Below are 26,326 nucleotides of genomic sequence, written 5' to 3'. Positions count from 1 at the left end.
CATGCGTCAAGTGATGAAGGCACGTGCCGCGGTACTCCTGGAAGCCGGGCAGGACCCGCAGCTCACCGACGTCGAATTGCGTGATCCGATCGCCGACGAGGTGCTGGTGCGCATCGACGCCGTCGGCATCTGCCACACCGACATCACGATGGCCGCCATCGTCGCCAAGACACCGATGGTGTTCGGACACGAGGGCGCGGGCACCGTGGTCGCGGCCGGACCGGCGGCCACGCACCGGGCCGGGGACCAGGTGGTGCTCACCTTCGCCAGCTGCGGATCGTGCGCCAACTGCGCCACCGACCGGCCCGCCTACTGCGACCAGTCGACCAATCTCAACATGCGCGGCGGTCGCCGCGACGAGACCAGCGCGCTGCGCCTGGCGGGGGCGCCCATCACCGGCGGGTTCTTCGGCCAGTCCAGCTTCGCGACGCATGCCATCGCCGGCAGTCGCAACGCCGTCGCGTTGCCCGCCGGCATCGATCCCGCGCTGGCCGCGCCGCTGGGCTGCAGCGTGCAGACCGGCGTCGGCGCCGTGCTCAACGTGATCGGCCCGGCCCCGAGCATCGCCGTCTTCGGCGCCGGTGCCGTCGGCCTGTCGGCCGTGATGGGCGCCCGCCTGGCCGGCGCCGAGACGATCATCGCCGTCGACCCCATCGCCGAGCGGCGGGCACTGGCCGCCGAATTCGGCGCCACCGCCACCATCGACCCGACCGTCGCCGACGCCGCCGCCGAGATCATGGCGCTGACCGGGGGAGTGGCCGGTGCGGTGGACACCACCGCCCGGCCCGATGTGATCGCCTCGGCGGTCGGCGTGCTCGCCTCGCGCGGCACCCTGGCCCTGGTCGGGCTGGGCGCGCCGACCGCGGAACTGCCGGTGACGCTGATCATGGCCAAGGGCCTGACGGTGCGCGGTGTCGTGGAGGGGGACAGCGACCCGCAGGTGTTCATCCCGCAGCTGGCGCAGTACCACCGCGACGGCACGCTGCCGTTGGATCGGCTGGTCCGCACCTTCGCGTTCGACGACTTCGAGCGGGCCTGGGCGGCAGCGAAATCCGGCTCCGTGATCAAGCCGGTCCTGCTGACGGCGGGTTAAGCTCCCCGTTCCAGGCAACGACGCCGATGATTGGAGCCCGCTGTGACGCTGCCCGCGATTCCCCAGGGACGCCCCGTCGAGGTGCACTCGACCGACGGCACCCGCCTGCACGCCCAGGTCTTCGGGCCCGCGGACGGTTACCCGATCGTGCTGGCCCACGGCATCACCTGCGCGATCGAGGTGTGGGCGCACCAGATCGCCGACCTGGCCGGTGACTACCGGGTCATCGCCTACGACCATCGCGGCCACGGCCGCAGCGAGACGCCGCGACGCCGCACCGGCTACAGCCTCAACCACCTGGCCGCCGACCTGGATGCGGTGCTCGACGCGACGCTGGCACCCGGTGAGCGCGCGGTGATCGCCGGTCACTCGATGGGCGGTATCGCGATCACCTCGTGGTCGCAGCGCTATCCGCGCCGGGTGGCCCGCTGCGCCGACGCCGTCGCGTTGATCAACACCAGCACCGGTGACCTGCTGCGCGATGTCCAGCTGGCCCGGGTGCCCGCCGCGCTGGCCGCGACCCGCGTGCGCACCGCGGGCTCGCTGCTCAAGACCTTCGGGGCCACCCGGGTACCCAAGCTGGCCGACCGGGCCAACAGGCGCTTCGTCGGCTATCTCGCCGTCGGCGCCGACGCCGATGCCGAGGTGAGCGAGTTGGTGTACCGGCTGTTCGCCACGACACCGCCGGCCGGGCGTGGCGGATGGGCCCGGGTACTGGTCGATGGGCTTGGCGCTCAGCACATCTCATTGACCAACCTGTCGGTCCCGACACTGGTGATCGGCAGCACCGGGGACCGGTTGCTGCCCATCAACGCCTCCCGGCACATTGCCGATCACGCCCCCAACCTCGCCGGGTTCGTCGAACTGGCCGGCGGGCACTGCGCCATCCTGGAATGCCCCGACGAGGTGAATCAGCGGTTGCGCGGGTTGGCCGGTTCGGTGGCCGGCCATCGCCTCAGCTCGTGAGGTAGGCGCTCGCCTCGGCCGCGGCGCGCCGACCGGAGCGCACCGCGCCGTCCAGGAAGCCGGTCCACTGATCGGCGGTCTCGGTGCCGGCCCAAAAAATGCCCCCCACCGGGGCCCGCAGGTGGGCGCCGTGCGCGGTCCACGATCCGGGCGGGACCGCCGCGGTGGGACCGCCGGGCGCGAAAGGCTCTGCGCTCCAACAGTGGTCGAGATAATCGATGGGCCGGCTCGCCGCTTCGCCGAACAGCGTGGTGAAACAGCGCAGCGCCTGCTCGCGGCGGTCGGCGGGGGACAGCACATCGAAGGTCCGCGACGCGGCGAACCCCAGCAGCACACCCGGCCCGTCATCGCCGGGGCTGACGTCGAAGGTGATGAACACCGGCCCGTCGTCGGACAGCGACTCGCCCGAGCAGCCGCCGGCCCGCCAGAACGGTCGGTCGTAGGCGGCGTACGCCTTGCTCAGGTTGCCCTGCGGCCAGTTCGGGATCAGCTCGGCATGGCCGGCGGGCAGCGCCGGCTCGAAGGTGATGGCGCCGCGGTGCGCGGGCGGGATGGCGATGACCACCGCGGTCGCGGTGTGCACACCGGCACCCGATTCGACCGCATATCCGTTGTCGGTGCGGGTGATCCGGTGCACCGGAGCGCCGGTGCGCACCGCATCGCCGAGCTCGGCGGCCATCCGTTGGGCGATCTGCTGGGTGCCTGCCGGGAAGCGGTCCTGCTGAGCGCCGCCCTTGACGTCGAGCATCCGGCCGAGCCCGCCGGCGGCCTTGACGTAGCGCACCGCGTGCAGCATGGACACCTCGTCGGGCTCGCACCCCCAGGTGACCCGCGCCATGATCGCCATCAGATTGCGGGTCGAGGCACTGGCGTGCACGGCGCGCAGCCAGCCTTCCAGGCTCTTCTGGTCCAACCGCGCGGCCGCCGGTGCCGCCCAGGTGTCGGTGACCGGTATCAGCCGTGACAACCGGTCGAAACGCCACTGGATGCGGGAGACGTCGAGCAACTCGATCAGCGAGAGCTTGGGGATGGTGCTGCGATAGGAGCGCACCTTGCCGTGCCAGTGGATGAGGTTCTTGCCGCGACTGTAGGTCGGCGCGGTGTCACAGCCCAGCTCGGCGGCCAGCCCCAGCACGGCGTCCTGGGTGGGACCGACGAAGGTGGCGCCCAGATCGACCGGGACACCGGCCACCGTCGCGGTGTGGGACCGGCCGCCCACCCGGTCGCGGCCCTCCAGCACCAGCACATCGTGCCCACGCCTGCTCAGTTCACGTGCCGTCGCCAGTCCCGCGAATCCGGCCCCCACCACGATCACATCGGTCACGTGTCCAGTGTGCCGTCTGGACGAACTGTCGTGGGCATATGCCCGTTTTCCGGCGTGGATGACACTAGGGTGACCGGCTGTGAAGGTGATGACCGCGCTGTACGGACCGTTGGGGGCAGTCGAGCGGGCCGAGGAACTGCGAGAAGCCGGCGCCAGCGGTGTCTTCACCTTCGAGGGGCCGCACGATGTGTTCACCCCGCTGACGCTGGCCTCGACCGTCGGTGGCCTCGACCTGATGACCAATGTCGCGATTGCGTTCCCGCGCAATCCGATTCATCTTGCCCATCAGGCCATCGACCATCAGATCCTGACCGGGGGTCGGTTCACGCTGGGCCTGGGCACCCAGATCCGCACCCAGATCGAGAAGCGCTTCGGTGCCGACTTCGACAAGCCGGTGGCGCGGATGACCGAACTGGTCGGCGCGCTGCGCGCCATCTTCGCCACCTGGTCGACGGGGGAGCGGCTGGACTTCCGCGGCGAGTTCTACCGGCACACCCTGATGACGCCGACGTTCACCCCGCGCGACAACCCGTACGGGCCGCCGCCGATCTACGTCGGCGCGCTGGGGCCGCGGTTGACCAAGGCCACCGCGCAGCACGCCGACGGGCTGCTGGTGATGCCGTTCGGCAACAAGAAGTTCCTGCACGAGGTCACCATGGCCGCGGTCGACGAGGGGCTGGCGGCCGCCGGCCGGCAGCGCTCCGATCTGGCGATCGTCCCGGAGATCATCGTCTCGGTGAGCTCCGATACCAATCCCGACCATCGGGCCACCCGCCAGCTGCTGGCGTTCTACGGGTCGACCCCGGCCTACCGGCCGGTGCTCGACGTGCACGGGTGGGGGGAGCTGCAGCCCGAGCTCAACGCGCTGTCCAAGCAGGGCAAATGGTCCGAGATGGGGGCGTTGATCGACGACGACGTGCTGCACACGATCGCCGCCTGTGGCACCCCGGCCCAGATCGCCGCGCACATCCGCGACCGGGTGGACGGCATCTCCGACCGCATCTGCATCTACCAGCCCGGACCCATCGACGCGGATTCTCTGGCCCAGATCGTTGACGCATTGCGCACCTGAGGTCCTATGGTGGTTGGTACGGGACAGGACCACGAGGAGGTTGTCCGATGGCCGAGCACGACGAGGCTGCCGAACCCGAGTTCAGCGACGTCCTGATCATCGGGGCGGGCATCTCCGGGATCAACGCCGCCTATCGCATCACCGAACGCAACCCGCGGGCGTCCTACACCATCCTGGAACGGCGGGAACGGATCGGTGGCACCTGGGATCTGTTCCGCTATCCCGGGATTCGCTCGGACAGTGACATCTTCACACTGAGCTTCCCCTACGAGCCGTGGACCGGTCGCGCGCATGTCGCCGAGGGCGCCGACATCCGCGACTATTTGGTGGCCACGGCCCGCAAATACGGTATCGACCGGCACATCCGATTCGGCACCACGGTGTCGTCGGTGGACTGGGACTCGGCCACCGACACGTGGACGGTGCACGCCGAGACCGACGGCGCGCAGGTCACCCACCGCGCCCGGTTCGTGTTCTTCGGAACCGGCTACTACAACTACGACGAGCCCTACACGCCGCAGTTCCCGGGTATCGAGAACTTCGCGGGCACCGTGGTGCACCCGCAGTTCTGGCCCGAGGACCTCGATTACACCGGCAAGCGGGTCGTGGTGATCGGCAGTGGCGCGACCGCGATCAGCCTGGTGCCCGCGCTGGCCGAGACGGCCGCCCATGTGACCATGCTGCAGCGCTCACCGACCTACATGATGTCGATGCCCGCGGTGCCCAAGCCCACCGAGGCGGTCCGGAAGGTGCTGCCGCGCCGGATCTCCCATCAGGTGGTGCGCTTCCGCAACGCGTGGCTGCACTACCTGTACTACGTCTTCTTCCGCACCCTGCCCAACGCCGGACGCAAGTTGATCCGGTACGCCACCATCAGCGCGCTGCCGGCCGGCTATCCGGTCGATGTGCACTTCAAGCCGCGCTACAACCCGTGGGATCAGCGGATGTGTCTGGTGCTCGACGGCGACCTGTTCGAAGACATCAGCGCCGGCCGCGCGGAGGTGGTCACCGACCACATCGATCACATGGACGCCGACGGCATCGTGCTGCAGTCCGGGCAGCGGATCGACGCCGACATCATCGTCACCGCCACCGGTCTGCAGCTGCAGGCCCTCGGCGGCATCGAGATCCACGTCGACGGCGAACCGGTCGATCCGACCGACCGGTTCGTCTACAAGGAGTATCTGCTGGAGGACGTCCCGAACATGGCGTGGTGCATCGGCTACACCAACGCGTCGTGGACGTTGCGTGCCGACATGACCGCCCGCGCGGTGGCCAAACTGCTGGCCTACATGGAATCGCACGGCTACACCCATGCCTACCCGCACCTTGGCTCGCAGGCCATGCCGGAGAAGCCGACGTTCGACCTGGATGCCGGCTACGTCAAACGTGCCCTGCATGCGCTGCCCAAGTCGGGCACCCGCCGGCCCTGGAAGGTCCGGCACAACTACGCCCTGGACGCTTTCGAGCACCGGTTCGACCGGATCGAGGAGTCGATGACGTTCGGGCGGGTGCAGACCGGCCGCAGCGCTGCGCCCGCCGCGCCCGCCTCACCCGCCGAAGTCAGCGCCTGACGCGTCCCCCACTTCCCGGCGAGCGTGCGTGTCTGCTCCCCGACACGCCGACATCGCGCACAACTTTGCGCACGCTCACGGCAGCCGGACGGCCAGCCCCGTCGCGAGCAACTGGGTCGCCGAGAGCCCGAACGTGGTCTTGAACCGGTCGGACAGATGGGAGGGGCTGGCGAAGCCCGCCTCGGCGGCCGCGGTGGTGAGGTTTGCGCCCGCCGCCAGTTCGGCGCCGGCGCGCATCAGCCGGCACCACAGCCGGTAGCGGCGCAGGCTGGTACCGACTTCGGCGGTGAACAGATGCAGGAACCGGGATTCGGACAGGCCGGCGTCGGCGGCGAGTTCGGCCGCCGACGGTGCGCCCGCCGGGTCGTCGCGGATCTGCTTGGCCGCCAACTGGATCCGTGGATCCGCCCGGTGCAGCTCCGACGGTGCGGCGGCGTCCAACCAGCGCAGCGCATCGTCATCGTCACGCGGCGGGCGGAGCAGCCGGTGCTCGGCGGCATGCCCGACACCGATACCGTGCCGGATATCGTCGAACTGGTTGCGGCACGCCCTGCTTCGCTGCGACGCCGGATCCAGATAGCAGGACACCAGCGGTCCGGGCATGACGAGGTGATGGGTCAGCCGCGGCGGGATCAGGGCGGTGCGGGCGGTGATGCGCTCACCCTCGACGTCGACGGTCAGCGGAGCGTCGACCCCGACCGCCAGACACCACGCCGACCCGGAGTGCGGCTCCAGGCCCAGTGCGGGGCCGGAGTACAGGGCCTGGCCCGGCCAGATCCACACCGCCGGATAGCAGGTTTGTGGAAGCGCGGTCACCTCGGGCGCTGACATGCTGGACTCCTCGAACACCGTTGACAAGGAGGTTACCGTGGCAGGCGCAATCATCGTGATGGTCGCCGTGTTCTTCGCCGGCATGGGGCTCTACGCCCTGGCCGCGCCCGCGGCGATGTTGCGCCCCTTCGGTTTCGCGGTGGCATCGGACACCGAACGCGCCGAGGTGCGGGCCGTCTACGGCGGTTTTGGTATCGCGATGGCCGGGGTGCTGGGCTACGCACTGGCGGCGCCGGCCGGCATCGGCACCGGCATCGTGCTGACGGTCGGGGTGGCGCTGGCCGGGATGGCGTTGGGCCGCGCCATCTCCGGGGTATTGGGGGACCGGACGTCGTTCTACCCCAACTGGTTCTACTGCCTGGTCGAGGCGGTGGCCGCCGCCGCACTGTGCTGGGCGGCGTTCTGAGGCGTGGCTACGGCGCGACGGTGAGCCAGTCGGCGAACCCGGACGGGTCGTGGCGGCCCAGCGCCCCGTGCTCGAACAGCCCCCAGCCCTCCGAGGTCACCGAACCCTCGGTGCACACCGCGCGCCCGACATGGTCGATGACCCCGAACCCGGACCGGCCGATGATCGCCGGGTCGGTCATGTCATAGGTGCGTCGCTCGGTGAACTTCGCACCCTTCCACATGCCGTGGATCCAGTCGGAGTCGCCGCCGTACCCGCCGCCGACGTGAATGGGAACGGGGAGTTTGGATTCCACCTCGAAGTGCACCGGCGAGCCGTCCAGAGCGGTCGCCTCGATGGTGGCGCCGGTGGGGATGCGGGTGCCCGACCGGTAGTGGATCTTGACCCGCGGCCAGCCGAGTTGCTCGACCCGGCCGTCCTTCCAGATACGGGTGCAGTCGTTGAGCGAGCGGAACCCGTCGGGCGCCTCCTGGATGATGATGACGATCGAGAAATCGTCGAAGGCGATCGGCACATACAGCCACCACATGCCTTCGAACGGCGGGTCCGCCGGCCGGCCCGCGGGCTCGGCCTCGCCGACCGGCCGGATGCCCCAGGACCGGTCCCGCGACCCGATCCAGGTGTCCGGATCGACCGGGATGCGCTCGCCGTCGATCTCCAGATATCCGCTCCAAAAACCCAACTGGGCGAAGCGTTGCGCGTCCAGGGTCACCCGGTTGCCCTGGCGCATCAGGTGCGGTTGCTCCTGTACGACATCGCAGAGTCCGTTCCAGGTCAGGTCGGCGGCGATACCCTCGGTCTCATCGAGGGTGATGCGCAACCGGTGCAGGGGGTCCTGGACGTCGACGCGATAGCCGAGCACGTGCTGGTTGAGCCGATCCTGGTCGATGGCGTCGGACAGGTGCACCGCGGTCTGGGTGTCGCCGCCGCTGCCGAATCTGCCGCCTCCGCGCCGGGACACCAGCAGGAAGGCGTCCTTGACCCCGAGGTTGGGGTAGTAGCCGATACCGCTGATGATGAAGATGTCGCCGGTCCGGTCGTGGGCGTTGAAGTAGGACCGGTCATAGAAGTTGCGGTCCGAGGATCCCGGCCAGGCGATCGGTTGCGGGACCTGGTGGATCGGGTATTCGTCCATCGGACCGAGCATCAGCGCTCCTCCAGCAGTCGTCGTAGCAGGGATGCGTGGTAGAACGTGGATTCCACATCCTCTGGTTGGTCCATCTCGCCGAAGTGCACCCGGCGGGCGGAGGTGCGCATGAACACGCAGCACCAGATCACCCCGGAGTAGATGTAGAACCAGCGCAGTTCGCCGAGGGTGACGCCGGTGAGTCGCTCGTAGCTGGCGCGGACATCATCCTCGCGCAACACCCCGGGCAGCCCGGGCAGGCCGGCCAGGCCGGCGAGTTCCTGGAACACCATGTGCGCGAAGATGATCCACGCCACGTCGAGCTCGCGTGGTCCGACGGTGGCCATCTCCCAGTCGAGCACCGCGGCGGGCCGGAAGTCGTCATAGAGGACGTTGCCGATGCGGGAATCGCCCCACACCAGCACCGGGGTACCGGCGGCGACCTCGGTGGGGAAGTGGTCCGCCAGCCAGGTCAGCGCCTCGTCGACCAGTGCCGAGCGGCCGATGTCGGGCACCGCGAACTCATACCATTGCCGCAGCCACCCGAAATGGCGGCGCAGCGGGGTGTCACCGGGCGGGTCGGCCTCGGTGAGGAAGGCGAATCGTTGGGCTGCATCGGGAATCGTATGCAGCTTCGCCAGCACCTCGACGGTGGAATCCTGCAGTTGCCGCTGCTGGGCCGGGGTGGCGTCGGCGAACCAATTGCCGCCGAAGGTGTAGGGCATGACATCGGGGGGCACGTCGCCCGCGACGCGGTCCATGACGAAGAATGGCGTCCCCAGTACCTCGCCGCCGGTGTCGATCCAGCGCACCGTCGGCACCGGGACGTCGGTCAGTTCGGCGATGAGTCGCATGAGCTCGAACTGATGGTCCAGTCGGTAGGAGGAGAACACCGGGACGTCGGCCTGCGTCGGTGCGACGCGGGCGACCAGGCGCTGCGCGTCGCCGTCGGCCCAGTGGGCGGTGAGCAGGATGGTCTCCGAGGACATGCCGTTGGCGTCCACCCCGCTCTCGACGGTGACCTGGGGTGCCGGTCGGTCCGGCTGCACGGTGGCCAGCCACTGCGACAGCACCTGTGGCAGGGTGCTGGTATCCCGATTGGAGCGCTGGAGGCGGCTGACGTCCTCGACAGCCGGTTCGTTCGCCACGGTGCATCCTTCCGGCCCGAATTACGATACGGTGGGTAGCGTTATGAAAGCAGACTTGCCCCCGGTTGACAAGGGCGCCGGCCGGCCGCGCGATCCCCGCATCGACGCGGCCATTCTGGCCGCGACCGTGGAACTCCTTGTCCAGATCGGCTATTCGAATCTCACCATGGCCGCCGTCGCCGAACGCGCAGGCACCACCAAGACCGCGTTGTACCGGCGCTGGTCGAGCAAGGCCGAACTGGTACACGAGGCGGCGTTCCCCACCGCGCCGACCGCGCTGAGCATGCCCGAGGGGGATATCGCCTCCGATGTGCGCGCCATGATCGCCGCCGCCGGTGCCGTGTTCACCAGTCCGGTGGTGCGGGCCGCGCTGCCCGGGCTGATCGCCGACATGGCCGCCGACCCCGACCTCAACGACCGGGTGCTGAACCGGTTCACCGGCCTGTTCGAGGTGGTCCGGCTGCGGCTGGAGCACGCGATCGAGCGCGGCGAGGTGCACACCGGCGTCGACCCGCAACGGCTCATCGAGCTGATCGGCGGGGCGACGCTGCTGCGGATGCTGCTCACCCCGGGTCAAGAGCTCGACGACGAGTGGGTGGAGCAGACGACGGCCATCGTCGTGCACGGCGTCATGCGCTAACGCGGCATCTGGCTCTTGTTGCGCGCGCTCACCGCGCGGAACTGCTCGCCGAGCCCGTCGAAATCTCGATCCTGGGCAAAGGCGATACGGGCCTCGGCGTCCAGCGCCGGGTCGATCACCGCCGCGGCACCCTCGGTGTAGATCTGTTTGAGTGCGAGCATCGTCGGGCCCGGCACCTCGGCGATCTGCCCGGCCAGGTCCAGTGCCCGCGGCAGTAGCCGGTCGTGGGCGACGACCTCGGTCACCAGGCCGATCCGCTCGGCCCGCTCGGCGGTGACGACCTCACCAGTCATCGACATCCGGCGGGCCATCGCCAACCCCACCACCTGCGGCAGCCGCGCAGTCATCCCGCCGCCGGGCAGGATACCCACGCGCGCATGCGTATCGGCGAACACCGCGCGGTCGGAAGCCACCAGGAAATCGCACCCGAGGGCGATCTCCAGCCCGCCGGTGAACGCCGGCCCGTTCACCGCGCCGATGATCGGCGTGCGCATCTCCCGGACCGCGGTGATACAACTGTGCGAGCGGAACTCCTCGAAATAGCTCAGCCCGTCGCGCGCGGCCTCCTTGAGATCCACCCCGGCGCAGAACGCCGGATCGGTGCCGGTGATCACTACCGCGCGCACCGAGTCGTCGGCATCGGCCGACTTCAGCGCGTCATGGAACTCCCGGATCAAGTCGCGGCTGAGCGCATTTCGGGCCTGCGGCCGGTTCAGCGTCAGCAGCCGCACCGCGCCGTGGTCGGAGATCAGCAACAGGCTCATGCGCTCGAACCTATGCGTATGGTCGAGGGGTACACCCGATTTCCCTCATTTTCGGAGGTTGCCCCGTCGTGTCCTTGTTGTCGACTCCCGTCATCGCCGACACCTTGGCCCGGTTGTTCTCCCGGTTCGTCAACCCCGCCCCGAAACCGGGGGTGCGGTTCGCCGATATCACCGCCGACACCACGCAGGTGCGCATCCCGACCCGGCACGGCGACACCGCCGCCACGGTCTACCGTCCCGACGGTGTCCCGGACGGGGTGTACGTCAACATCCACGGCGGCGGATTCGTGGTCGGGCACCGCGAGCAGGACGATCCGTGGTGCCGGTTCCTGGCCGCCCGCGCCAACGTCGTGGTGGTCAACGCCGACTATCTGCTGGCCCCCGAGCACCGGTTCCCGACCGCCGTCGAGCAGCTCTACGACGTCGTCGCCTGGGCCGGGTCCGCCGAGCGGGACTGGCCCGGCGCCCGGCTGTGCGTGGGCGGCCAGAGTGCCGGCGGCAACCTGTCCGCGGCGGTGTCGCGGCTGAGCCTGACCCGCGGCGGCCCGCCGATCGCCTTGCAGGTGCTGCACTATGCGCCGCTGGACCTGGTCACCGCCACCGGGCAGAAGCGGTCACCGCGGGGTGCGCAGGCCATCATGAAACCCTGGATGGGCGAGGTCTTCGACACCGCCTATATCCCCGATCGGCAACGCCGCCGCGATCCGCTGGCCTCCCCGGCCTGGGGCGACAACGCCGACGACATCGCCGGTATCGCACCCGGCCTGATCATCGCCTGCGAGTACGACCGGTTGCGCGACGAGGCGGCGGCGTACGCCAAGAGCCTGGACACCGTCGGCGCCCTCGTCGACTACGTCGAGGTCCCCGATGTCGATCACGGCTACAACATCATGAGCGACGCCACCGAGGTGACCCGCGGGATGTACGAACTGATCGCCGGCCGGGTACGCGACGCGGTGGCCTAACGCACGAACTGTTGCGCGTCGTTGACGAGGTCCAGCAGCGGTTGCGGCAGCGCGCCGAGGGCGAAGGTGACGGCCGCGGTCAGCGTCACCGCGCCCATGGTCAGCGCGCTCGGCGTCACCACCTCGGGCGCGTCCGCGGGCGGATCGGTGAAGAACATCAGCACGATCACCCGCACATAGAAGTACGCCGCCACCGCACTGGCGATGACGCCGATCACCACCAGCGCGCCGGCCCCACCCTGGGCGGCCGCCTTGAACACCGCGAACTTGCTGACGAACCCACTGGTCAGCGGGATACCGGCGAAGGCCAGCAGGAACAGTGAGAACACCACGCCCACCACGGGATGACGACGACCGAGCCCGGCCCAGTTCGCCAGCGTGGTCTCCTCCTCGCCGTCGGCGCGGCGGACCAGGCCGGCCAGCGCGAACGCCCCCAGCGTGCTGAAACCGTAGGCGAACAGATAGAACAGCGTCGCCGACACCCCGGCATCGTTGAGGGCGATCACGCCGGTGAGGATGAAACCGGTGTGGGCCACCGCGGAGTAGGCCAGCATCCGCTTGACGTCGCTCTGTGTGACGGCCGTGAGCGTGCCGACCACCATGGTGACGATGGCGATGATCCACATCATCGGCCGCCAGTCGCCCGCCAGGCCGGGCAGGGCGACATGGAAGATGCGCAGCATCGCGCCGAACGCCGCGATCTTGGTGGCCGCGGCCATGAACGCCGTCACCGGCGTCGGGGCACCCTGATACACATCGGGAATCCACGAATGAAACGGCACGGCACCGACTTTGAACAGAATGCCCACCGCCACCAGGCCGACCCCGGCCAACGCCAGCGCCGTGCCGCCGTCGCCGCGCTCGATCGCGGTGGCGATATCGTCGAGCCGGAAACCGCCGGCGTAGCCGTACAGCAGCGCGATGCCGTACAGGAAGAACGCTGACGCGAAGGCCCCGAGCAGGAAGTATTTCAGCGCCGCCTCCTGCGACACCAGCCGTCGCCGCCGCGCCAGCCCACACATCAGGTACAGCGGCAGCGACAGCACCTCCAGGGCGACGAACATGGTCAGCAGATCGTCGGCGGCGCCGAAGATCATCATGCCGCCCAGGGCCAGCATCATCAGCGGGAAGATCTCGGTCTGCGCCACAACGGCTTTCGCGGCGACCTTCTCGGCCAGACTGCCCGGCACCGCGGCGGCCTGCGGGGTGAACCCGTCGAGACCGCCACCGGACGAGGCGGGGATGCGCCGCTCGGCAGCCAGCAGCACACCGAGGATGCCGATGACCAGCAGCAGGCCCTGCAGGAACAGCGCCGGACGGTCCACCGCGAGTGAGCCGACGGCCGCGCTGTTACCCGGCGAGGGCCCGAGGCCGGCGGACACCGACACCACCGCGGCCAGCGCGGCGGCCTGACCGCCCAGCGCGAGCACCAGCTGGGTGCCGTACCGGTGGCGGCGCGGGACGAACGCCTCGACCAGGATGCCGGTCACCGCCACGCCCAAGACGATCAGGAGCGGTGACAGCTGCCCGTATTCGATGTGCGGTGCCTCGACGTTCATCGGCCGCCCCCTTCCGCGGTCGCCGGGACGGGATCGTCGACATCCAGTGTGGTCAGCGTGTGGGTGACCGCGGGGTTGATGACGTCGAGCGCCGGTTTGGGGTAGATGCCGAGAACCAGCAGCAGCACGATCAACGGCGCGACCACCACGAGTTCGCGGGGGATCAGGTCACGCAGGCCCTCGTTGTCGCGGGTGACGGGGCCGGTCATCATCCGCTGGTAGGCCCACAGGATGTAGATCGCGGACAACACCAACGCCAGCGCGGCAATCACCGCCAGCGCCGGGAAGCGGCCGAATGTGCCGATCAGCACCAGGAATTCGCTGATGAAGGGCGCCAGACCGGGTAGTGACAGGGTCGCCAGCCCCGCCACCAGGAAGGTGCCGGCCAGTACCGGAGCCACCTTCTGCACGCCGCCGTAGTCGGCGATGACCCGGGTTCCTCTGCGCGACACCAGGAATCCCGCGATCAGGAACAGGGCCGCGGTGGAGATGCCGTGATTGACCATGTACAGCGTGGACCCGGACTGGCCCTGGCTGGTCAGCACGAAGATGCCCAGGATGATGAAACCGAAATGCGATATGGACGTGTAGGCGATCAACCGCATCACATCGGTCTGACCGATCGCGACAATGGCGCCGTAGATTATCCCGATGACGGCCAGCGTGATGATCACCGGTTGGAAGGTCTTGGTGGCGTCGGGAAACAGTTGCAGGCAGTACCGCAGCATGCCGAAGGTGCCGACCTTGTCGACCACGGCCATCATCAGAACCGCGGTGGCCGGGGTGGATTCCACCGCCGCGTCGGGCAACCAGCGGTGCAACGGCCACAGCGGCGCCTTGACGGCGAAGGCGAACATGAAGCCCAAAAACAGCGCGTTGAGCAGCGCCGGGTCGACGGCGAGCTGCCCGCTCTGCACCGCGGCCACGATCGCCCGGAAGTCGAAGGTGCCGCCGAGTTCGTCGAGGGTGACGACGTAGAGCCCGATCACCGCGGCCAACATGATCAGCCCGCCGAACAGGTTGTACAGCAGGAACTTCACTGCCGCTTTCGGAGCCGCCCCGGCGGCGACATCCGATCCGGACCGGTTGGCGCCACCGAAGCCGCCGATGAGGAAGTACATCGGAATGAGCATCGCTTCGAAGAACACGTAGAACAGCAGCACGTCGAGTGCCATCAGCGAGATCAGCACCATGCCCTCGACGGCGAGCGTCAGCGCCAGATAGGTCTGACTGGACCGCGCCCGGCTGTCGTCCCGGGCGTCGTTCCAGCCCGCCACGATCAGCAACGGCACCAGCACCGCGGTCAGCACCACCAGCGCCAGCGCGATACCGTCCAGCCCGAGGATGTACCCGGTGCCGAAGCTGGGGATCCACGGGTAATCCTCGACGAACTGGAACTGCGCCCCGGCCGGGTCGAAGCGGACGGCCAGCAGCACCGCGATCGCCAGCACCGCCAACGACACCGCGAGCGCGGCCCACCGGGCAAACAGCTTGGACGGCAGCAGGATCACGATCGCCGCGCCCACCATCGGCACCGCCCACAGCGCGGTCAGCCAGCCGATCCCGTTCACCAGACCCTCACCATCAGAATCGCCCCGATCACCAGGACCGTGCCGGCCAGCATGGACAACGCATACGACCGGGCGAACCCGGTCTGCCAGCCCCGCAGCCGCCGCGAGGTACCGGCGATCAGCGCGGCCAGCCCGCGGGTGGCGCCCTCGACGGCCTCGTCGTCGATCTCGACCAGCCCGGCGGTCAGCTGCGCACCGGGACGCATCAGGGCCCGCTCGTTGAGGGCGTCACCGTAGAGATCCTGGCGTGCGGCGACGGTCAACGCCGAACCCGCCGGTGCGGTTTCGGGGATCGGCCGGGTGGCGTACATGCGGTAGGCGATCACAACGCCGATCGCCACGACGGTCAGGATGACGGCCGTCATCGCCCACACCGGGATGACGTGGTGCACCTCGGTGCCGCCCGGGTTGACGACGGGTTCCAGCCAGTGCGCCAGACCGCCGCCGACCGCGAGGAGCGCGCCGGCGCCGACGGATCCGAGGGCCAGGATGACCATGGGGGCGGTCATGATCGCGGGGGACTCGTGTGGGTGCGCAGTGTTGTCGTGCCAGCGGCTGTCGCCGAAGAACGTCATCAACATCACCCGGGTCATGTAGAACGCCGTGATCCCGGCGCCCAGCAGCGCCGCCCCGCCCAACAACACACCCTTGACACCGCCTGCGCCGAAGGCGGTTTCGATGATGGCGTCCTTGGAGAAGAACCCGGCGAACGGGGGCAGCCCGATGATGGCCAGGTAGCCCAGGCCGAAGGTGACGAAGGTGATCGGCATGACCTTGCGCAACCCGCCGAAGCGGCGCATATCGGTCTCGTCGTTCATCCCGTGCATCACCGAACCTGCTCCGAGGAACAGCCCGGCCTTGAAGAACCCGTGCGTGATCAGATGCATGATGGCCACTGCGTAGCCGACCGGACCGAGTCCGGCGGCCAGCACCATGTAGCCGATCTGACTCATCGTCGAGGCGGCCAGTGCCTTCTTGATATCGTCCTTCGCACAACCGATCACCGCGCCGAACAACAGCGTGACCGCACCGACGACCGTGACGGCGACCTGCGCGGCGGGTGCCAGGTTGAACACCGGCCCGGCGCGCACGATCAGGTAGACCCCGGCGGTGACCATGGTGGCGGCGTGGATGAGCGCGGACACCGGCGTGGGGCCCTCCATCGCATCACCCAGCCACGACTGCAGCGGCACCTGCGCGGACTTACCGCACGCCGCGAGCAGCAGTAGCAGTCCGATGGCGGTGAGCGTGCCCTCCGACAGTTGCGGGGCGGCGGCGAACACGCCTGCGTAGGAGACGGTGCCGGCCGAGGAGAACATCACCATCAGCGCGACGGCCAGGCCGATATCGCCCACCCGGTTGACGACGAACGCCTTCTTGGCCGCCGTGGCCGCACTGGGTTTGTGCGACCAGAAGCCGATGAGCAGGTAGGACGCCAGACCGACACCCTCCCAACCCATGTAGAGCCCCAGGAAGTTGTCGGCGAGCACCAGCAGCAGCATCGCCGCCAGGAAGAGGTTGAGGTAGGCAAAAAAACGTCGACGACCGGCGTCCGCCCGCATGTAGCCCACCGAGTACAGGTGGATCAGCGACCCGACCCCGGTGATCAGCAGGACGAAGCAGATCGACAGCGCATCGACCTGCAGGCCGAAGTCGACCCGCAGCTGCCCGACCGGCACCCAGCTGAACAGCGTCTGCGTCACCGCGCGGTCTTCGGCGGGCCGGCCCAGCAGGTCGGCGAACAGCACCACGCCCAGCGCGAAAGAGCCCAGCGCGGTGGCGCAGCCGAGCAGATGCCCCCACCCGTCGGTGGCACGGCCGCCGAGCAGCAGCACCGCCGAACCCGCCAGCGGCAGGGCGATCAGCAGCCAGCTCAGCGTGTCCATGTCAGTTCTTCAGCAGACTGGCGGCGTCCACCGAGGCGGACTGGCGGGCCCGGAAGATGGCCATGATGATGGCCAGCCCGACGACCACCTCGCAGGCGGCGACGACCATGACGAAGAAGGCGACCGTCTGACCGTCGAGGTGGCCGTGCATCCGGGAGAAGGTGACGAAGGCGAGGTTGGCGGCGTTGAGCATCAGCTCGACGCACATGAACATGACGATCGCGTTGCGCCGCAACAGTACTCCGGCCGCCCCGATGGTGAAGATCAGTGCCGACAGGTAGAGGTAGTTCGCCGGGTTCACTGGTCACGCTCCCGGGTGCGCGGGATCAGCACCGAACTGACCGAGGTGGGTGCGGCGGTGCCGTCGGGCAGTCGCGCCGGCACGTCGACGGCGTTGTGCCGGGCATACACACCGGGATTGGGCCGTGGTGTCGGATGCCCGCCGGGGGCGAACCGCTCGGCGGCCAGTTCGCGTTGCGTCTTGCGCCGGTCGAACCGCTCCCGGTGAGCCAGCAGCATCGCGCCGACCGCCGCGGTGATCAGCAGCGCGCTGGTCAGCTCGAACGCCCAGACGTAGCGGGTGAAGATCAGCACCGCCAGGCCCTCGACGTTGCCCGCGCCGTTTGCCTGCGCGAGTCCGGTGAATCCGCCCATCGTCCCGTCGACGAAAGAGTTGCCGATGCAGCCGATCAGCAGCACACCGAAGCCCAGCCCGGCGACGATGGCCGCGATGCGCTGTCCGCGAATGGTTTCCACCAGCGACTCCGAGGAGTCGACCCCGATGAGCATCAGCACGAACAGGAACAGCATCATCACCGCGCCGGTATAGACGACGATCTGCACCACACCGAGGAACACGGCATCCTGGGCGATGTAGAGCACCGCCAGGTTGATCATGGTGACGGCCAGGAAGAGCGCGGAGTACACCGCCTTCGGCGCGGCCACCACGCCGATCGCGCCGATCAGCGCCAACGCGCCGAGTACCCAGAACACCACCGCCTCACTTGTCGACGTCACCGTCATCGCGTCGTCTCCGACTCGTGCGCCAGCCCCTGGGCGCCGATGTTGCCGCGGTAGTAGTCCTCGTCGGTGCTGCCGGCGGCCATCGCGTGCGGCGGCGCGGTCATGCCGTCGGCCAGCGGGGCCAGCAGTTTGTCCTTGCCGTAGATCAGGTCGGCGCGGTTGTCGTCGGCCATCTCGTAGTCGTTGGTCATCGTCAGCGCGCGGGTCGGGCAGGCCTCGATGCACAGTCCGCAGCCGATACAGCGCAGGTAGTTGATCTGATAGACGCGTCCGTACCGTTCGCCGGGGGAGAAGCGTTCCTCGGCGGTGTTGTCTGCCCCCTCGACGAAGATGGCGTCGGCCGGGCAGGCCCAGGCGCACAATTCGCAGCCGATGCACTTCTCCAGGCCGTCGGCATACCGGTTGAGCTGATGTCGCCCGTGGTAGCGCGGGGCGACCGGTCCGGGTTTCTCCGGGTACTGCTCGGTGATCGGCTTCTGCAGCATCGCCTTGAACGTGACACCGAAACCGGCAAGTGCGTCACCGACCTTGGACATCGGAGTACTCCTTCGGTTGGATGCGCGGCGGGCTCGGAATCGGGGGAATCGGGAAGGAACTCACCGCATCCGGGTCGGTGGGCAGGGTGAAGTGCGGGACGGCTCGGCGGCGCAGCGCGCGGCGGATCAGGACGGCCAGTGCCAGCGCCGCGACCGCGGCGGCACCGACCGCGGCCGTGGTCCAGGCCGGCGCGCCCTGATCGCGCAGCGTCTTGGTGATCGAGACGATGACGATCCAGCCCAGCGACAGCGGGATCAGCACCTTCCAGCCCAGCGTCATGAACTGGTCGTAGCGCATCCGGGGCAGGGTGGCCCGCAGCCACATGAACAGGAACAGGAAGCCCCACACCTTCGCGACGAACCACAGCAGCGGCCACCACCCGGAGTTGGCGCCGTCGATGAGGCTGAACGGCAGCGGGGCCTGCCAGCCGCCGAGGAACATCGTGGCGGCCAGCGCCGACACCGTCGTCATGTTGACGTACTCGGCGAGCATGAACATCGCGAATTTCAGTGAGGAGTACTCGGTGTGGAACCCGCCGACCAGTTCGCCCTCGGCCTCGGGGAGGTCGAACGGGGCCCGGTTGGTCTCACCGACCATCGAGGTCACATACACCAGGAACGACGGCAGCAGCAGGAACACGAACCACGTGCTGTGCTGGGCGGCAACGATTCCCGAGGTCGACATGGTGCCGGCGTAGAGGAACACCGCCACGAAGGACAGTGCCATGGCGATCTCATAGGACACCACCTGGGCGCTGGATCGCAGACCGCCCAGCAGCGGGTAGGTCGACCCGGAGGCCCAGCCGGCCAGCACGATGCCGTACACGCCGATGGAGGTGACGGCCAGCACGTAGAGCACCGCGACCGGCAGGTCGGTCAGCTGCAGCGCGGTGGTGTGCCCGAACACCGAGACCTCACCGCCCATCGGGATGACGGCGAACGCCATGATCGCCGGGATCACCGAGATGACCGGTGCCATCAGGTAGATCGGCTTGTCCACCCCGGCCGGAATCAGGCCCTCCTTCAGGGCCAGCTTGACACCGTCGGCAAGGCTCTGCAGCAGGCCGAACGGGCCGACCCGGTTCGGGCCGAACCGCAACTGCATGCGGCCCAGCACCTTGCGCTCGACCAGGATGGCGACCAGCACCGTGAGCAACAGGAACACGAAGATGGCGAGGCATTTCGCGAGCATCAGCCACCACGGGTCGTGACCGAAGGAATCGAGCGTCGGGTAGTTCACATCGCCTCGATCCGGACCAGCGATCCCAGCGGCGCTTCCAGCGTGCGGTAGACCGCCGCGCCGGACGTGTTCAGCGGCACCCACACCACCCGGTCGGGCATCTCGGTGACCGCGACCGGCAGGGTCAGTGCGCCGCGTTCGGTCGACACCTGCACCGCATCACCGTCGGCGCAACCGATCTCGGCCGCGGTGGCCGCGGAGATCCGGGCGACGGCGGGGCGGGCCGTGCCGGCCAGATGGGGTTCGCCGGTCTGCATCCGGCCGCCGTCGAGCAGCATCCGCCACCCGGTGAGAACTGCCTGTCCGGGCCCCGGCACGACCGGTTCGGGACGGGTTGCCTGCGGCGCGGGCGGCCGGGTTCCGTCCCAGCTGCCCAGTCGGTCGACATCGGCGCGGACGGTCGCGGTGTCGGACAGGCCCAGATCGACACCGACCTCGTCGGCCAACGCGGCCAGTACCCGCATGTCCGCGGTGGCCGCCGGGGGCAGGGCGGCCTCGAACGACCGCTGGCGGCCCTCCCAGTTGACGAAGGTGCCCGCCTTCTCGGCGACCGGCGCGACGGGGAACACCACATCGGCGCGGTCGGTGATCGGGGAGTGCCGCAGTTCCAGGCTGACCACGAACGGTGCGGCGTCGACGGCGGCCAGCGCCGCCTCCGGGTCGGGCAGGTCGTCGACGTCCACCCCGCCGATCAGCAGGGCCTGCAGGGCACCCGCGGTGGCGGCGGCCAGGATCGCGTCGGTGTCGCGCCCCGCATCGGCGGGGAGGTCCTCGACATTCCAGGCGGCGGCGACCTCGGCGCGTGCGCGATCGTCGGCGACGGGCCGCCCGCCGGGCAGCAGGTGCGGCACGGCGCCGGCCTCCAGCGCACCGCGATCACCGGCGCGGCGTGGGATCCAGGCGATGCGGGCTGCGGTGGCCGCCGCCAGCGCGCACAGTGCCGAGCAGGCACCCGGTGCGGCGGCGATCCGTTCCCCGGCCAGGATGACGGTGCCCGGGGGCAGGTCGTCGTGCAGACCCGCCAGCACGTCGGCCTCGGCGCCCGGGGCGGCGGTGACCAACCGGCCACCCATCTTGGCCAACCCCCGGGTGGCGAACGGTGCCACGGCCGTCACCGGCAGGCCACGCTTGCGGAAGGCCTTGCGCAGCCGCAGGAACACGATCGGCGACTCTTCCTCCGGTTCGAATCCGACCAGCAGCACCGCCGGTGCCGCCTCCAGATCGGCATAGCTGACCGCGTGTGGTCGTCCGGCGACGGCGTGGGCCAGGAACTCGGACTCCTCGGCCGAATGCTGCCGGACCCGGAAGTCGATATCGTTGGTGCCCAGCATGATCCGGGCAAACTTCGCGTAGGCCCAGGCGTCCTCCATGGTCGACCGGCCGCCCACCAGCACCCCGGCCCGGCCGGTGGCCGCGGTCAGACCGCGTACCGCGACGGCGACCGCCTCGGACCAGGAGGCCGGGCGCTGGCTGCCGTCGGCATCACGGATCAGCGGGGTGGCAATCCGGTCGCCCTGGGTCGCATAGGTGAATGCCCAGCGCCCCTTGTCGCAATTCCACTCCTCGTTGACCTCGGGGTCGTCACCGGCCAACCGGCGCAACACCTTTCCGCGCCGGTGATCGGTGCGCTGCGCGCACCCCGACGCGCAGTGTTCGCAGACGCTGGCCGACGACACCAGGTCGAACGGGCGGGCCCGGAACCGGTAGGCGGTACCGGTGAGGGCGCCGACCGGGCAGATCTGCACGGTGTTACCGGAGAAGTACGAGTCGAACGGTTCGTCACCGGCGATGCCCACCTGTTGCAGCGCACCGCGTTCCAGCAGCTCGATGAACGGGTCACCGGCGATCTGATCGGAGAACCGGGTGCAGCGGGCGCACAGTACACAGCGTTCGCGGTCCAGCAGCACCTGCGCGGACAGGTTGATCGGTTTCGGGTACGTCCGTTTGACGTCGGTGAAGCGGGAGTCCGCCCGCCCGTTGGACATCGCCTGGTTCTGCAGCGGGCACTCGCCGCCCTTGTCGCAGACCGGGCAGTCCAGGGGATGGTTGATCAGCAGCAGTTCCATCACACCGTGCTGGGCCTTGTCGGCGATCTCGGAGGTCAGCTGGGTGCGCACGACCATGTCGGGGGTGACGGTGGCGGTACAGGAGGCCAATGGTTTGCGCTGGCCCTCGACCTCCACCAGGCATTGGCGGCACGCGCCGACCGGGTCGAGCAGCGGGTGATCGCAGAAGCGCGGGATCTGGATGCCCATCAGCTCGGCGGCGCGGATCAGCAGGGTGCCCTTCGGCACGCTGATCTGGTGGCCGTCGATGGTCAGCGACACCATCTCCACGGTGGCGGTGTCCTTGGCAGGTCCGGCCAGCGTCATGCGGGCGCCCCCTTCCTCTCGGCGAGCAGACGCAAAACTGCCCCTTTTCGGCCCTGAAAGGGCAGTTTTGCGTCTGCTCGCGGGGAAATGGTCACCGGCCGGCCTCCGCGGTCGCGAACACGGTCGACGCGTGCGGATCGAACGGACAGCCCGACCCCAGATGGGCCAGGTACTCGTCGCGAAAATACTTGATCGAGGAGATGATCGGGCTCGCGGCGCCGTCACCGAGGGCGCAGAACGATTTGCCGAGGATGGCATCGGAGATGTCGAGCAGCGTGTCGATGTCCTCCGGGCCCGCGTGGCCGGTCTCCAGGCGTTCGTAGATCTGGGCCAACCAGTAGGTGCCCTCCCGGCACGGGGTGCACTTGCCGCAGGACTCGTGGGCGTAGAACTGCGTCCACCGCCGGACCGCACGAACCACGCAGGTGGTCTCGTCGAAGATCTGCAGGGCCTTGGTGCCCAGCATCGATCCGACGCCGGCCACCCCCTCGTAATCCAATGGCACATCGAGGTGTTCGGCGGTCAGCAGCGGGGTCGACGATCCGCCGGGAGTCCAGAACTTGAGCTCGTGGCCGGCCCGCACCCCGCCGGCGTAGTCGAGAAGCCGGCGCAGCGTGACACCCAGCGGCGCCTCGTACTGACCCGGTCGGGTGACGTGCCCGGACAGCGAGTACAGCGTGAAACCCGGCGACTTGTCCGAGCCCATCGAGCGGAACCAGTCCACTCCGCCCGCGACGACGGCGGGCACGCTGGCGATCGATTCGACATTGTTGACCACCGTCGGGCAGGCATACAGACCGGCAACGGCCGGAAACGGCGGGCGCAACCGGGGCTGGCCGCGCCGGCCCTCCAGCGAGTCCAGCAGGGCGGTTTCCTCGCCACAGATGTAGGCCCCCGCCCCGGCGTGCACCACAAGGTCGAATCCGGCTCCCAGGTAACCGGCGTCGTATGCCTCGGCGACGGCACCCTGCAACCGGCGCAGCACCGGCACCACCTCACCACGCAGATAGATGAAGGCGTGCGCGGCGCGGATGGCGTGCGCGGCGATGATCGCGCCCTCGACCAGCACATGCGGATTGGCCATCAGCAGCGGGATGTCCTTGCACGTACCGGGTTCGGACTCGTCGGCGTTGATGACCAGATACTTGGGTTTCGGATCGTCCTGGTTGATGAACGACCATTTCTGCCCGGTCGGGAACCCGGCACCGCCGCGCCCGCGCAGCCCGGCCTCCTTCACCAGCGCGATCACGTCGTCGGGATCCATGGTCAGTGCCGTGCGCATGGCCTCGTATCCGCCGCGGCGCCGGTAGCCGGCCAGCGTCCAGGAATCGGGGTCATCCCAGTGCGCGCTCAGTACGGGGGCAAGCGTCACGGGCGGTCCCCGTTCCTGGGCGGTACGTCGACGGACGGGGCGGGGGCGGGCTGATCGCGCAGCGTCTCCTCGGCGATGCGCTCGTCATCCGGTTTCTGCACCTGGGCCGGCGTGCCGGACTCGGGTGCGGTCATACCGCGTTCGCGGGCGATGCGCAGGCCCGCCAGCGTCGCCTGTCCGGGCGCGCCGTCGTTGGCACCCGGGCGCTCGTCGGGGAATCCGGCGAGGATGCGGGCGGTCTGCTTGAACGTGCACAGCGGCGCGCCGCGGCTGGGTGCCACGACGGCCCCGGAACGCAGGGTATCGACGAGATCGGTTGCTGCGGAGGGCGTCTGATTGTCGAAGAACTCCCAGTTGACCATGATGACGGGCGCGAAATCGCACGCCGCGTTGCATTCGATATGCTCCAGGGTGATCGAGCCGTCCGGGGTGCTCTGCCCGGCGTGGATGCCGAGATGATCCTGCAGGACCTCCAGGATCGCGTCACCGCCCATGACGGCACACAGCGTATTGGTGCACACCCCGACCAGGTACTCACCGGTCGGGGTGCGCCGGTACATCGAGTAGAAGGTGGCCACCGCGGTCACCTCGGCCGGGGTGAGCGAGAGTTGACCGGCGCAGAAGGCGATACCGGCGGGGGTGAGATAGCCGTCCTGCGACTGCACCAGGTGCAACAGGGGGAGCAGTGCCGAGCGGGCCACCGGGTAGCGCCCGATGATCTGCGCGGCATCGGCAGCCAACCCGGCCGTCACCTCATCCGGATAGGACTGCGGGCCGGCGCTGATCGGTGGTCCGGCCTCGTCGGGCCGCTGGCCGAGCGTGAGATCGACAGTTGTCATCTATCTACCCCGCCCATCACCGGGTCGATCGACGCCACCGCGGAGATCGCGTCGGCGACCATGCCGCCCTCGCACATCGCCGCGACCGCCTGCAGATTCGTGAAGGAGGGGTCGCGGTAGTGCACGCGGTAGGGCCGGGTCCCGCCGTCGCTGACCATGTGCACGCCGAGTTCGCCGCGCGGTGATTCGACGGCGACGTACACCTGCCCGGGCGGCACCCGGATGCCCTCGGTCACCAACTTGAAGTGGTGGATCAACGCCTCCATCGACGAGCCCATGATCTTGGCGATGTGCTCGGGCGAGTTGCCCAGACCGTCCGGGCCGAGCTTCAGATCGGCCGGCCAGGCGAGCTTCTTGTCGGTGAGCATGACCGGGCCGGGCTTGAGCCGCGCCACGCACTGCTCGACGATGCGCAGCGACTGTTTCATCTCGTCGACACGGATCAGATAACGCCCGTAGGCGTCGCAGCCGTCGTCGGTGCAGACGTCGAAATCGTAGGTCTCGTAACCGCAGTACGGCTGGGCGCGGCGCAGATCGTGCGGTAACCCGGTGGAGCGCAACACCGGTCCGGTGACGCCGAGGGCCATACAGCCGGTCAGGTCAAGGTAGCCGATACCCTTGCTGCGGGCTTTCCAGATGTAGTTCTCGCGCAGCATCTTCTCCAGGTCGCGCAGCTGACCGGGCAGCACCTCGAGCAGGCGGCGCAGTTGCGGCATGGCCTCATCGGGCAGGTCGGCGGCCAGCCCGCCGGGCCGGATGTAGGCGTGGTTCATCCGTAGCCCGGTGATGGTCTCGAACAGCGCCAGGATCTCCTCGCGGCCGCGGAACCCGAAGAACATCGCCGACATGGCGCCCAGTTCCATCCCGCCGGTGGCCAGCGCGACCAGATGGCTGGAGATGCGGTTGAGTTCCATCAACATCACCCGGATGACGCTGGCGCGTTCGGGGATGTCGTCGGTGACGCCGAGCAGCTTCTCCACGCCCAGGCAGTAGGCCGTCTCGTTGAAGAACGGGGACAGGTAATCCATCCGGGTCACGAACGTGACACCCTGTGTCCACGTGCGGTATTCGAGATTCTTCTCGATGCCGGTGTGCAGATAGCCGATACCGCAGCGGGCCTCGGTGATGGTCTCGCCCTCGATCTCCAGGATCAGGCGCAGCACACCGTGGGTGGACGGGTGCTGCGGACCCATGTTGACCACGATCCGTTCGCCGGCGTGTTCGCGTGCCGCGGCCACGACCGCATCCCAGTCCTGGCCGCCCACCATCACCACGGGCGGATCTGTCTCGATCGTCATCAGTTGTAGGACCTCCGCTCGTCGGGCGGCGGAATCTGGGCCCCGTGATATTCGACGGGGATGCCGCCCAACGGATAGTCCTTGCGCTGCGGGTGCCCCACCCAGTCGTCCGGCATCTCGATGCGGGTCAGCGCCGGGTGCCCGTCGAAGATGATGCCGAAGAAGTCATAGGTCTCGCGCTCATGCCAGTCGGTGGTGGGGTACACCGAGAACAGCGACGGCACACGGGGATCGGTGTCGGGCGCAGCCACCTCCAGGCGGATCCGCCGGTTGTGGGTGATCGACATCAGCGGGTACACGGCGTGCAGTTCGCGGTGCTGCTCAGCGGGGAAGTGCACACCCGAGACCCCGAGGCACAGCTCGAATCGCAGGGCCGGATCATCGCGCAGGGTCTGCGCCACGGTCAGCAGGTGCTCGCGGCGCACGTCGATGGTGAGCTCGTCGCGGAATACCACGATGCGTTCGACGGCGTCGGTGAACCGGTGGCGGCCCAGCGCCGCGTCCAGGGCGTCGACCACCTCGTCGAAGTAACCGCCGTACGGTCGCGGCGAGCTGCCCGGCAGGGCCACCTCGCGGATCAGCCGACCGTAGCCGGAGGTGTCGCCGGTGCCGGTGACCCCGAACATGCCCCGACGGGTACCGATGACCTCGCGGTCCTGCTGCTCGGTCATGCGATTCCCTCGCAGGCTCGGGTCTCGCATGTCATCTGTCTGTTCGCTCC

Annotated in this window: 24 protein-coding genes; 7 read left to right on the top strand and 17 right to left on the bottom strand. The window is 68.9% G+C overall.

All coding sequences use genetic code 11. The annotated features are described in order from the left end of the window. Positions 1-13: 13 nt before the first annotated feature. On the top strand, positions 14-1,093 hold the full coding sequence (locus BST17_RS19125) for an NAD(P)-dependent alcohol dehydrogenase (RefSeq protein ID WP_207573675.1): 1,080 nt from the start codon (positions 14-16) through the stop codon (positions 1,091-1,093). 42 nt (positions 1,094-1,135) lie between these two features. Further along, the gene (locus tag BST17_RS19120) at positions 1,136-2,059 is read left to right on the top strand and encodes an alpha/beta fold hydrolase (RefSeq protein WP_083060480.1); all 924 of its coding nucleotides are present in this window, start codon (positions 1,136-1,138) and stop codon (positions 2,057-2,059) included. Here BST17_RS19120 and BST17_RS19115 read toward each other — a convergent pair. Next, entirely contained in the window at positions 2,049-3,383 is a 1,335-nt protein-coding gene (locus BST17_RS19115) for a flavin monoamine oxidase family protein (protein WP_083060479.1), read from the bottom strand. The genes BST17_RS19120 and BST17_RS19115 overlap by 11 nt on opposite strands. 88 nt (positions 3,384-3,471) lie before the next feature. Here BST17_RS19115 and BST17_RS19110 point away from each other — a divergent pair, with 88 nt between their 5' ends. Further along, a complete protein-coding gene (locus BST17_RS19110) occupies positions 3,472-4,455 on the top strand; it encodes a TIGR03617 family F420-dependent LLM class oxidoreductase (RefSeq protein ID WP_083060503.1) in 984 nt (327 codons plus the stop codon). Between the two features lie 47 nt (positions 4,456-4,502). Further along, complete coding sequence (locus tag BST17_RS19105) at positions 4,503-6,029, top strand: flavin-containing monooxygenase (protein ID WP_083060478.1); 1,527 nt, start codon at positions 4,503-4,505, stop codon at positions 6,027-6,029. Between the two features lie 75 nt (positions 6,030-6,104). Here BST17_RS19105 and BST17_RS19100 read toward each other — a convergent pair whose 3' ends face one another. Then, a complete protein-coding gene (locus tag BST17_RS19100) occupies positions 6,105-6,860 on the bottom strand; it encodes a helix-turn-helix domain-containing protein (RefSeq protein WP_083060502.1) in 756 nt (251 codons plus the stop codon). A gap of 58 nt (positions 6,861-6,918) precedes the next feature. Here BST17_RS19100 and BST17_RS19095 point away from each other — a divergent pair, with 58 nt between their 5' ends. Next, on the top strand, positions 6,919-7,266 hold the full coding sequence (locus BST17_RS19095) for a DUF4345 family protein (RefSeq protein ID WP_407937758.1): 348 nt from the start codon (positions 6,919-6,921) through the stop codon (positions 7,264-7,266). A gap of 7 nt (positions 7,267-7,273) precedes the next feature. Here BST17_RS19095 and BST17_RS19090 read toward each other — a convergent pair whose 3' ends face one another. After that, entirely contained in the window at positions 7,274-8,413 is a 1,140-nt protein-coding gene (locus BST17_RS19090; RefSeq protein WP_083060476.1) for an Rv3169 family protein, read from the bottom strand. Then, entirely contained in the window at positions 8,413-9,540 is a 1,128-nt protein-coding gene (locus BST17_RS19085; protein ID WP_083060475.1) for a phosphotransferase family protein, read from the bottom strand. The genes BST17_RS19090 and BST17_RS19085 overlap by 1 nt, the downstream gene beginning before the upstream one ends. 43 nt (positions 9,541-9,583) lie before the next feature. Here BST17_RS19085 and BST17_RS19080 point away from each other — a divergent pair, with 43 nt between their 5' ends. Further along, entirely contained in the window at positions 9,584-10,180 is a 597-nt protein-coding gene (locus BST17_RS19080) for a TetR/AcrR family transcriptional regulator (RefSeq protein WP_083060474.1), read from the top strand. On the opposite strand, the gene BST17_RS19075 is transcribed toward BST17_RS19080, so the two are convergent. Further along, on the bottom strand, positions 10,177-10,944 hold the full coding sequence (locus BST17_RS19075) for an enoyl-CoA hydratase (RefSeq protein ID WP_083060473.1): 768 nt from the start codon (positions 10,942-10,944) through the stop codon (positions 10,177-10,179). The genes BST17_RS19080 and BST17_RS19075 overlap by 4 nt on opposite strands. Positions 10,945-11,012: 68 nt before the next feature. On the opposite strand from BST17_RS19075, the gene BST17_RS19070 reads away from it, so the two are divergent. Then, positions 11,013-11,909, top strand: coding sequence for an alpha/beta hydrolase (locus BST17_RS19070; RefSeq protein WP_083060472.1), 897 nt, complete (start codon positions 11,013-11,015; stop codon positions 11,907-11,909). Here the strand turns inward: BST17_RS19070 and nuoN are convergent. The 12 genes from nuoN to BST17_RS19010 all read right to left on the bottom strand — a co-directional run bounded on the left by nuoN (position 11,906) and on the right by BST17_RS19010 (position 26,306). Continuing rightward, complete coding sequence (nuoN, locus tag BST17_RS19065) at positions 11,906-13,468, bottom strand: NADH-quinone oxidoreductase subunit NuoN (RefSeq protein WP_083060471.1); 1,563 nt, start codon at positions 13,466-13,468, stop codon at positions 11,906-11,908. The two genes, BST17_RS19070 and nuoN, sit on opposite strands and share 4 nt — an antisense overlap. Continuing rightward, entirely contained in the window at positions 13,465-15,039 is a 1,575-nt protein-coding gene (locus BST17_RS19060) for an NADH-quinone oxidoreductase subunit M (RefSeq protein WP_083060470.1), read from the bottom strand. The genes nuoN and BST17_RS19060 overlap by 4 nt, the downstream gene beginning before the upstream one ends. Further along, positions 15,036-16,925 carry an NADH-quinone oxidoreductase subunit L gene (gene nuoL / locus BST17_RS19055; protein WP_083060469.1) on the bottom strand — a complete coding sequence of 630 codons (1,890 nt, stop codon included), beginning with the start codon at positions 16,923-16,925 and terminating at the stop codon, positions 15,036-15,038. Before nuoL ends, BST17_RS19060 begins: the two co-directional genes overlap by 4 nt. Before the next feature lies 1 nt (position 16,926). Continuing rightward, positions 16,927-17,226 (bottom strand): NADH-quinone oxidoreductase subunit NuoK, encoded by a 300-nt coding sequence (gene nuoK / locus BST17_RS19050; protein ID WP_083060468.1) that lies wholly within the window; start codon positions 17,224-17,226, stop codon positions 16,927-16,929. Further along, positions 17,223-17,948 (bottom strand): NADH-quinone oxidoreductase subunit J, encoded by a 726-nt coding sequence (locus BST17_RS19045; RefSeq protein WP_083060467.1) that lies wholly within the window; start codon positions 17,946-17,948, stop codon positions 17,223-17,225. Before BST17_RS19045 ends, nuoK begins: the two co-directional genes overlap by 4 nt. Next, positions 17,945-18,484 carry an NADH-quinone oxidoreductase subunit NuoI gene (nuoI, locus tag BST17_RS19040; RefSeq protein WP_083060466.1) on the bottom strand — a complete coding sequence of 180 codons (540 nt, stop codon included), beginning with the start codon at positions 18,482-18,484 and terminating at the stop codon, positions 17,945-17,947. The genes BST17_RS19045 and nuoI overlap by 4 nt, the downstream gene beginning before the upstream one ends. Further along, entirely contained in the window at positions 18,468-19,676 is a 1,209-nt protein-coding gene (gene nuoH / locus BST17_RS19035; protein WP_234807730.1) for an NADH-quinone oxidoreductase subunit NuoH, read from the bottom strand. Before nuoH ends, nuoI begins: the two co-directional genes overlap by 17 nt. Before the next feature lie 44 nt (positions 19,677-19,720). After that, positions 19,721-22,096 (bottom strand): NADH-quinone oxidoreductase subunit G, encoded by a 2,376-nt coding sequence (locus BST17_RS19030; RefSeq protein ID WP_083060464.1) that lies wholly within the window; start codon positions 22,094-22,096, stop codon positions 19,721-19,723. 91 nt (positions 22,097-22,187) lie between these two features. After that, positions 22,188-23,468 carry an NADH-quinone oxidoreductase subunit NuoF gene (gene nuoF / locus BST17_RS19025; protein WP_083060463.1) on the bottom strand — a complete coding sequence of 427 codons (1,281 nt, stop codon included), beginning with the start codon at positions 23,466-23,468 and terminating at the stop codon, positions 22,188-22,190. Next, a complete protein-coding gene (gene nuoE / locus BST17_RS19020) occupies positions 23,465-24,307 on the bottom strand; it encodes an NADH-quinone oxidoreductase subunit NuoE (RefSeq protein WP_083060462.1) in 843 nt (280 codons plus the stop codon). Before nuoE ends, nuoF begins: the two co-directional genes overlap by 4 nt. Beyond that, a complete protein-coding gene (gene nuoD / locus BST17_RS19015) occupies positions 24,304-25,605 on the bottom strand; it encodes an NADH dehydrogenase (quinone) subunit D (RefSeq protein ID WP_083060461.1) in 1,302 nt (433 codons plus the stop codon). Before nuoD ends, nuoE begins: the two co-directional genes overlap by 4 nt. Beyond that, a complete protein-coding gene (locus BST17_RS19010) occupies positions 25,605-26,306 on the bottom strand; it encodes an NADH-quinone oxidoreductase subunit C (protein ID WP_083060501.1) in 702 nt (233 codons plus the stop codon). Before BST17_RS19010 ends, nuoD begins: the two co-directional genes overlap by 1 nt. Positions 26,307-26,326: the final 20 nt, after the last annotated feature.

This window comes from Mycolicibacterium bacteremicum (genome assembly GCF_002086115.1).
In the GTDB taxonomy this organism is placed as follows: domain Bacteria; phylum Actinomycetota; class Actinomycetes; order Mycobacteriales; family Mycobacteriaceae; genus Mycobacterium; species Mycobacterium bacteremicum.
Note: the sequence above shows the minus strand (reverse complement) of the source record. Positions and strands in the feature narration are given on the sequence as shown.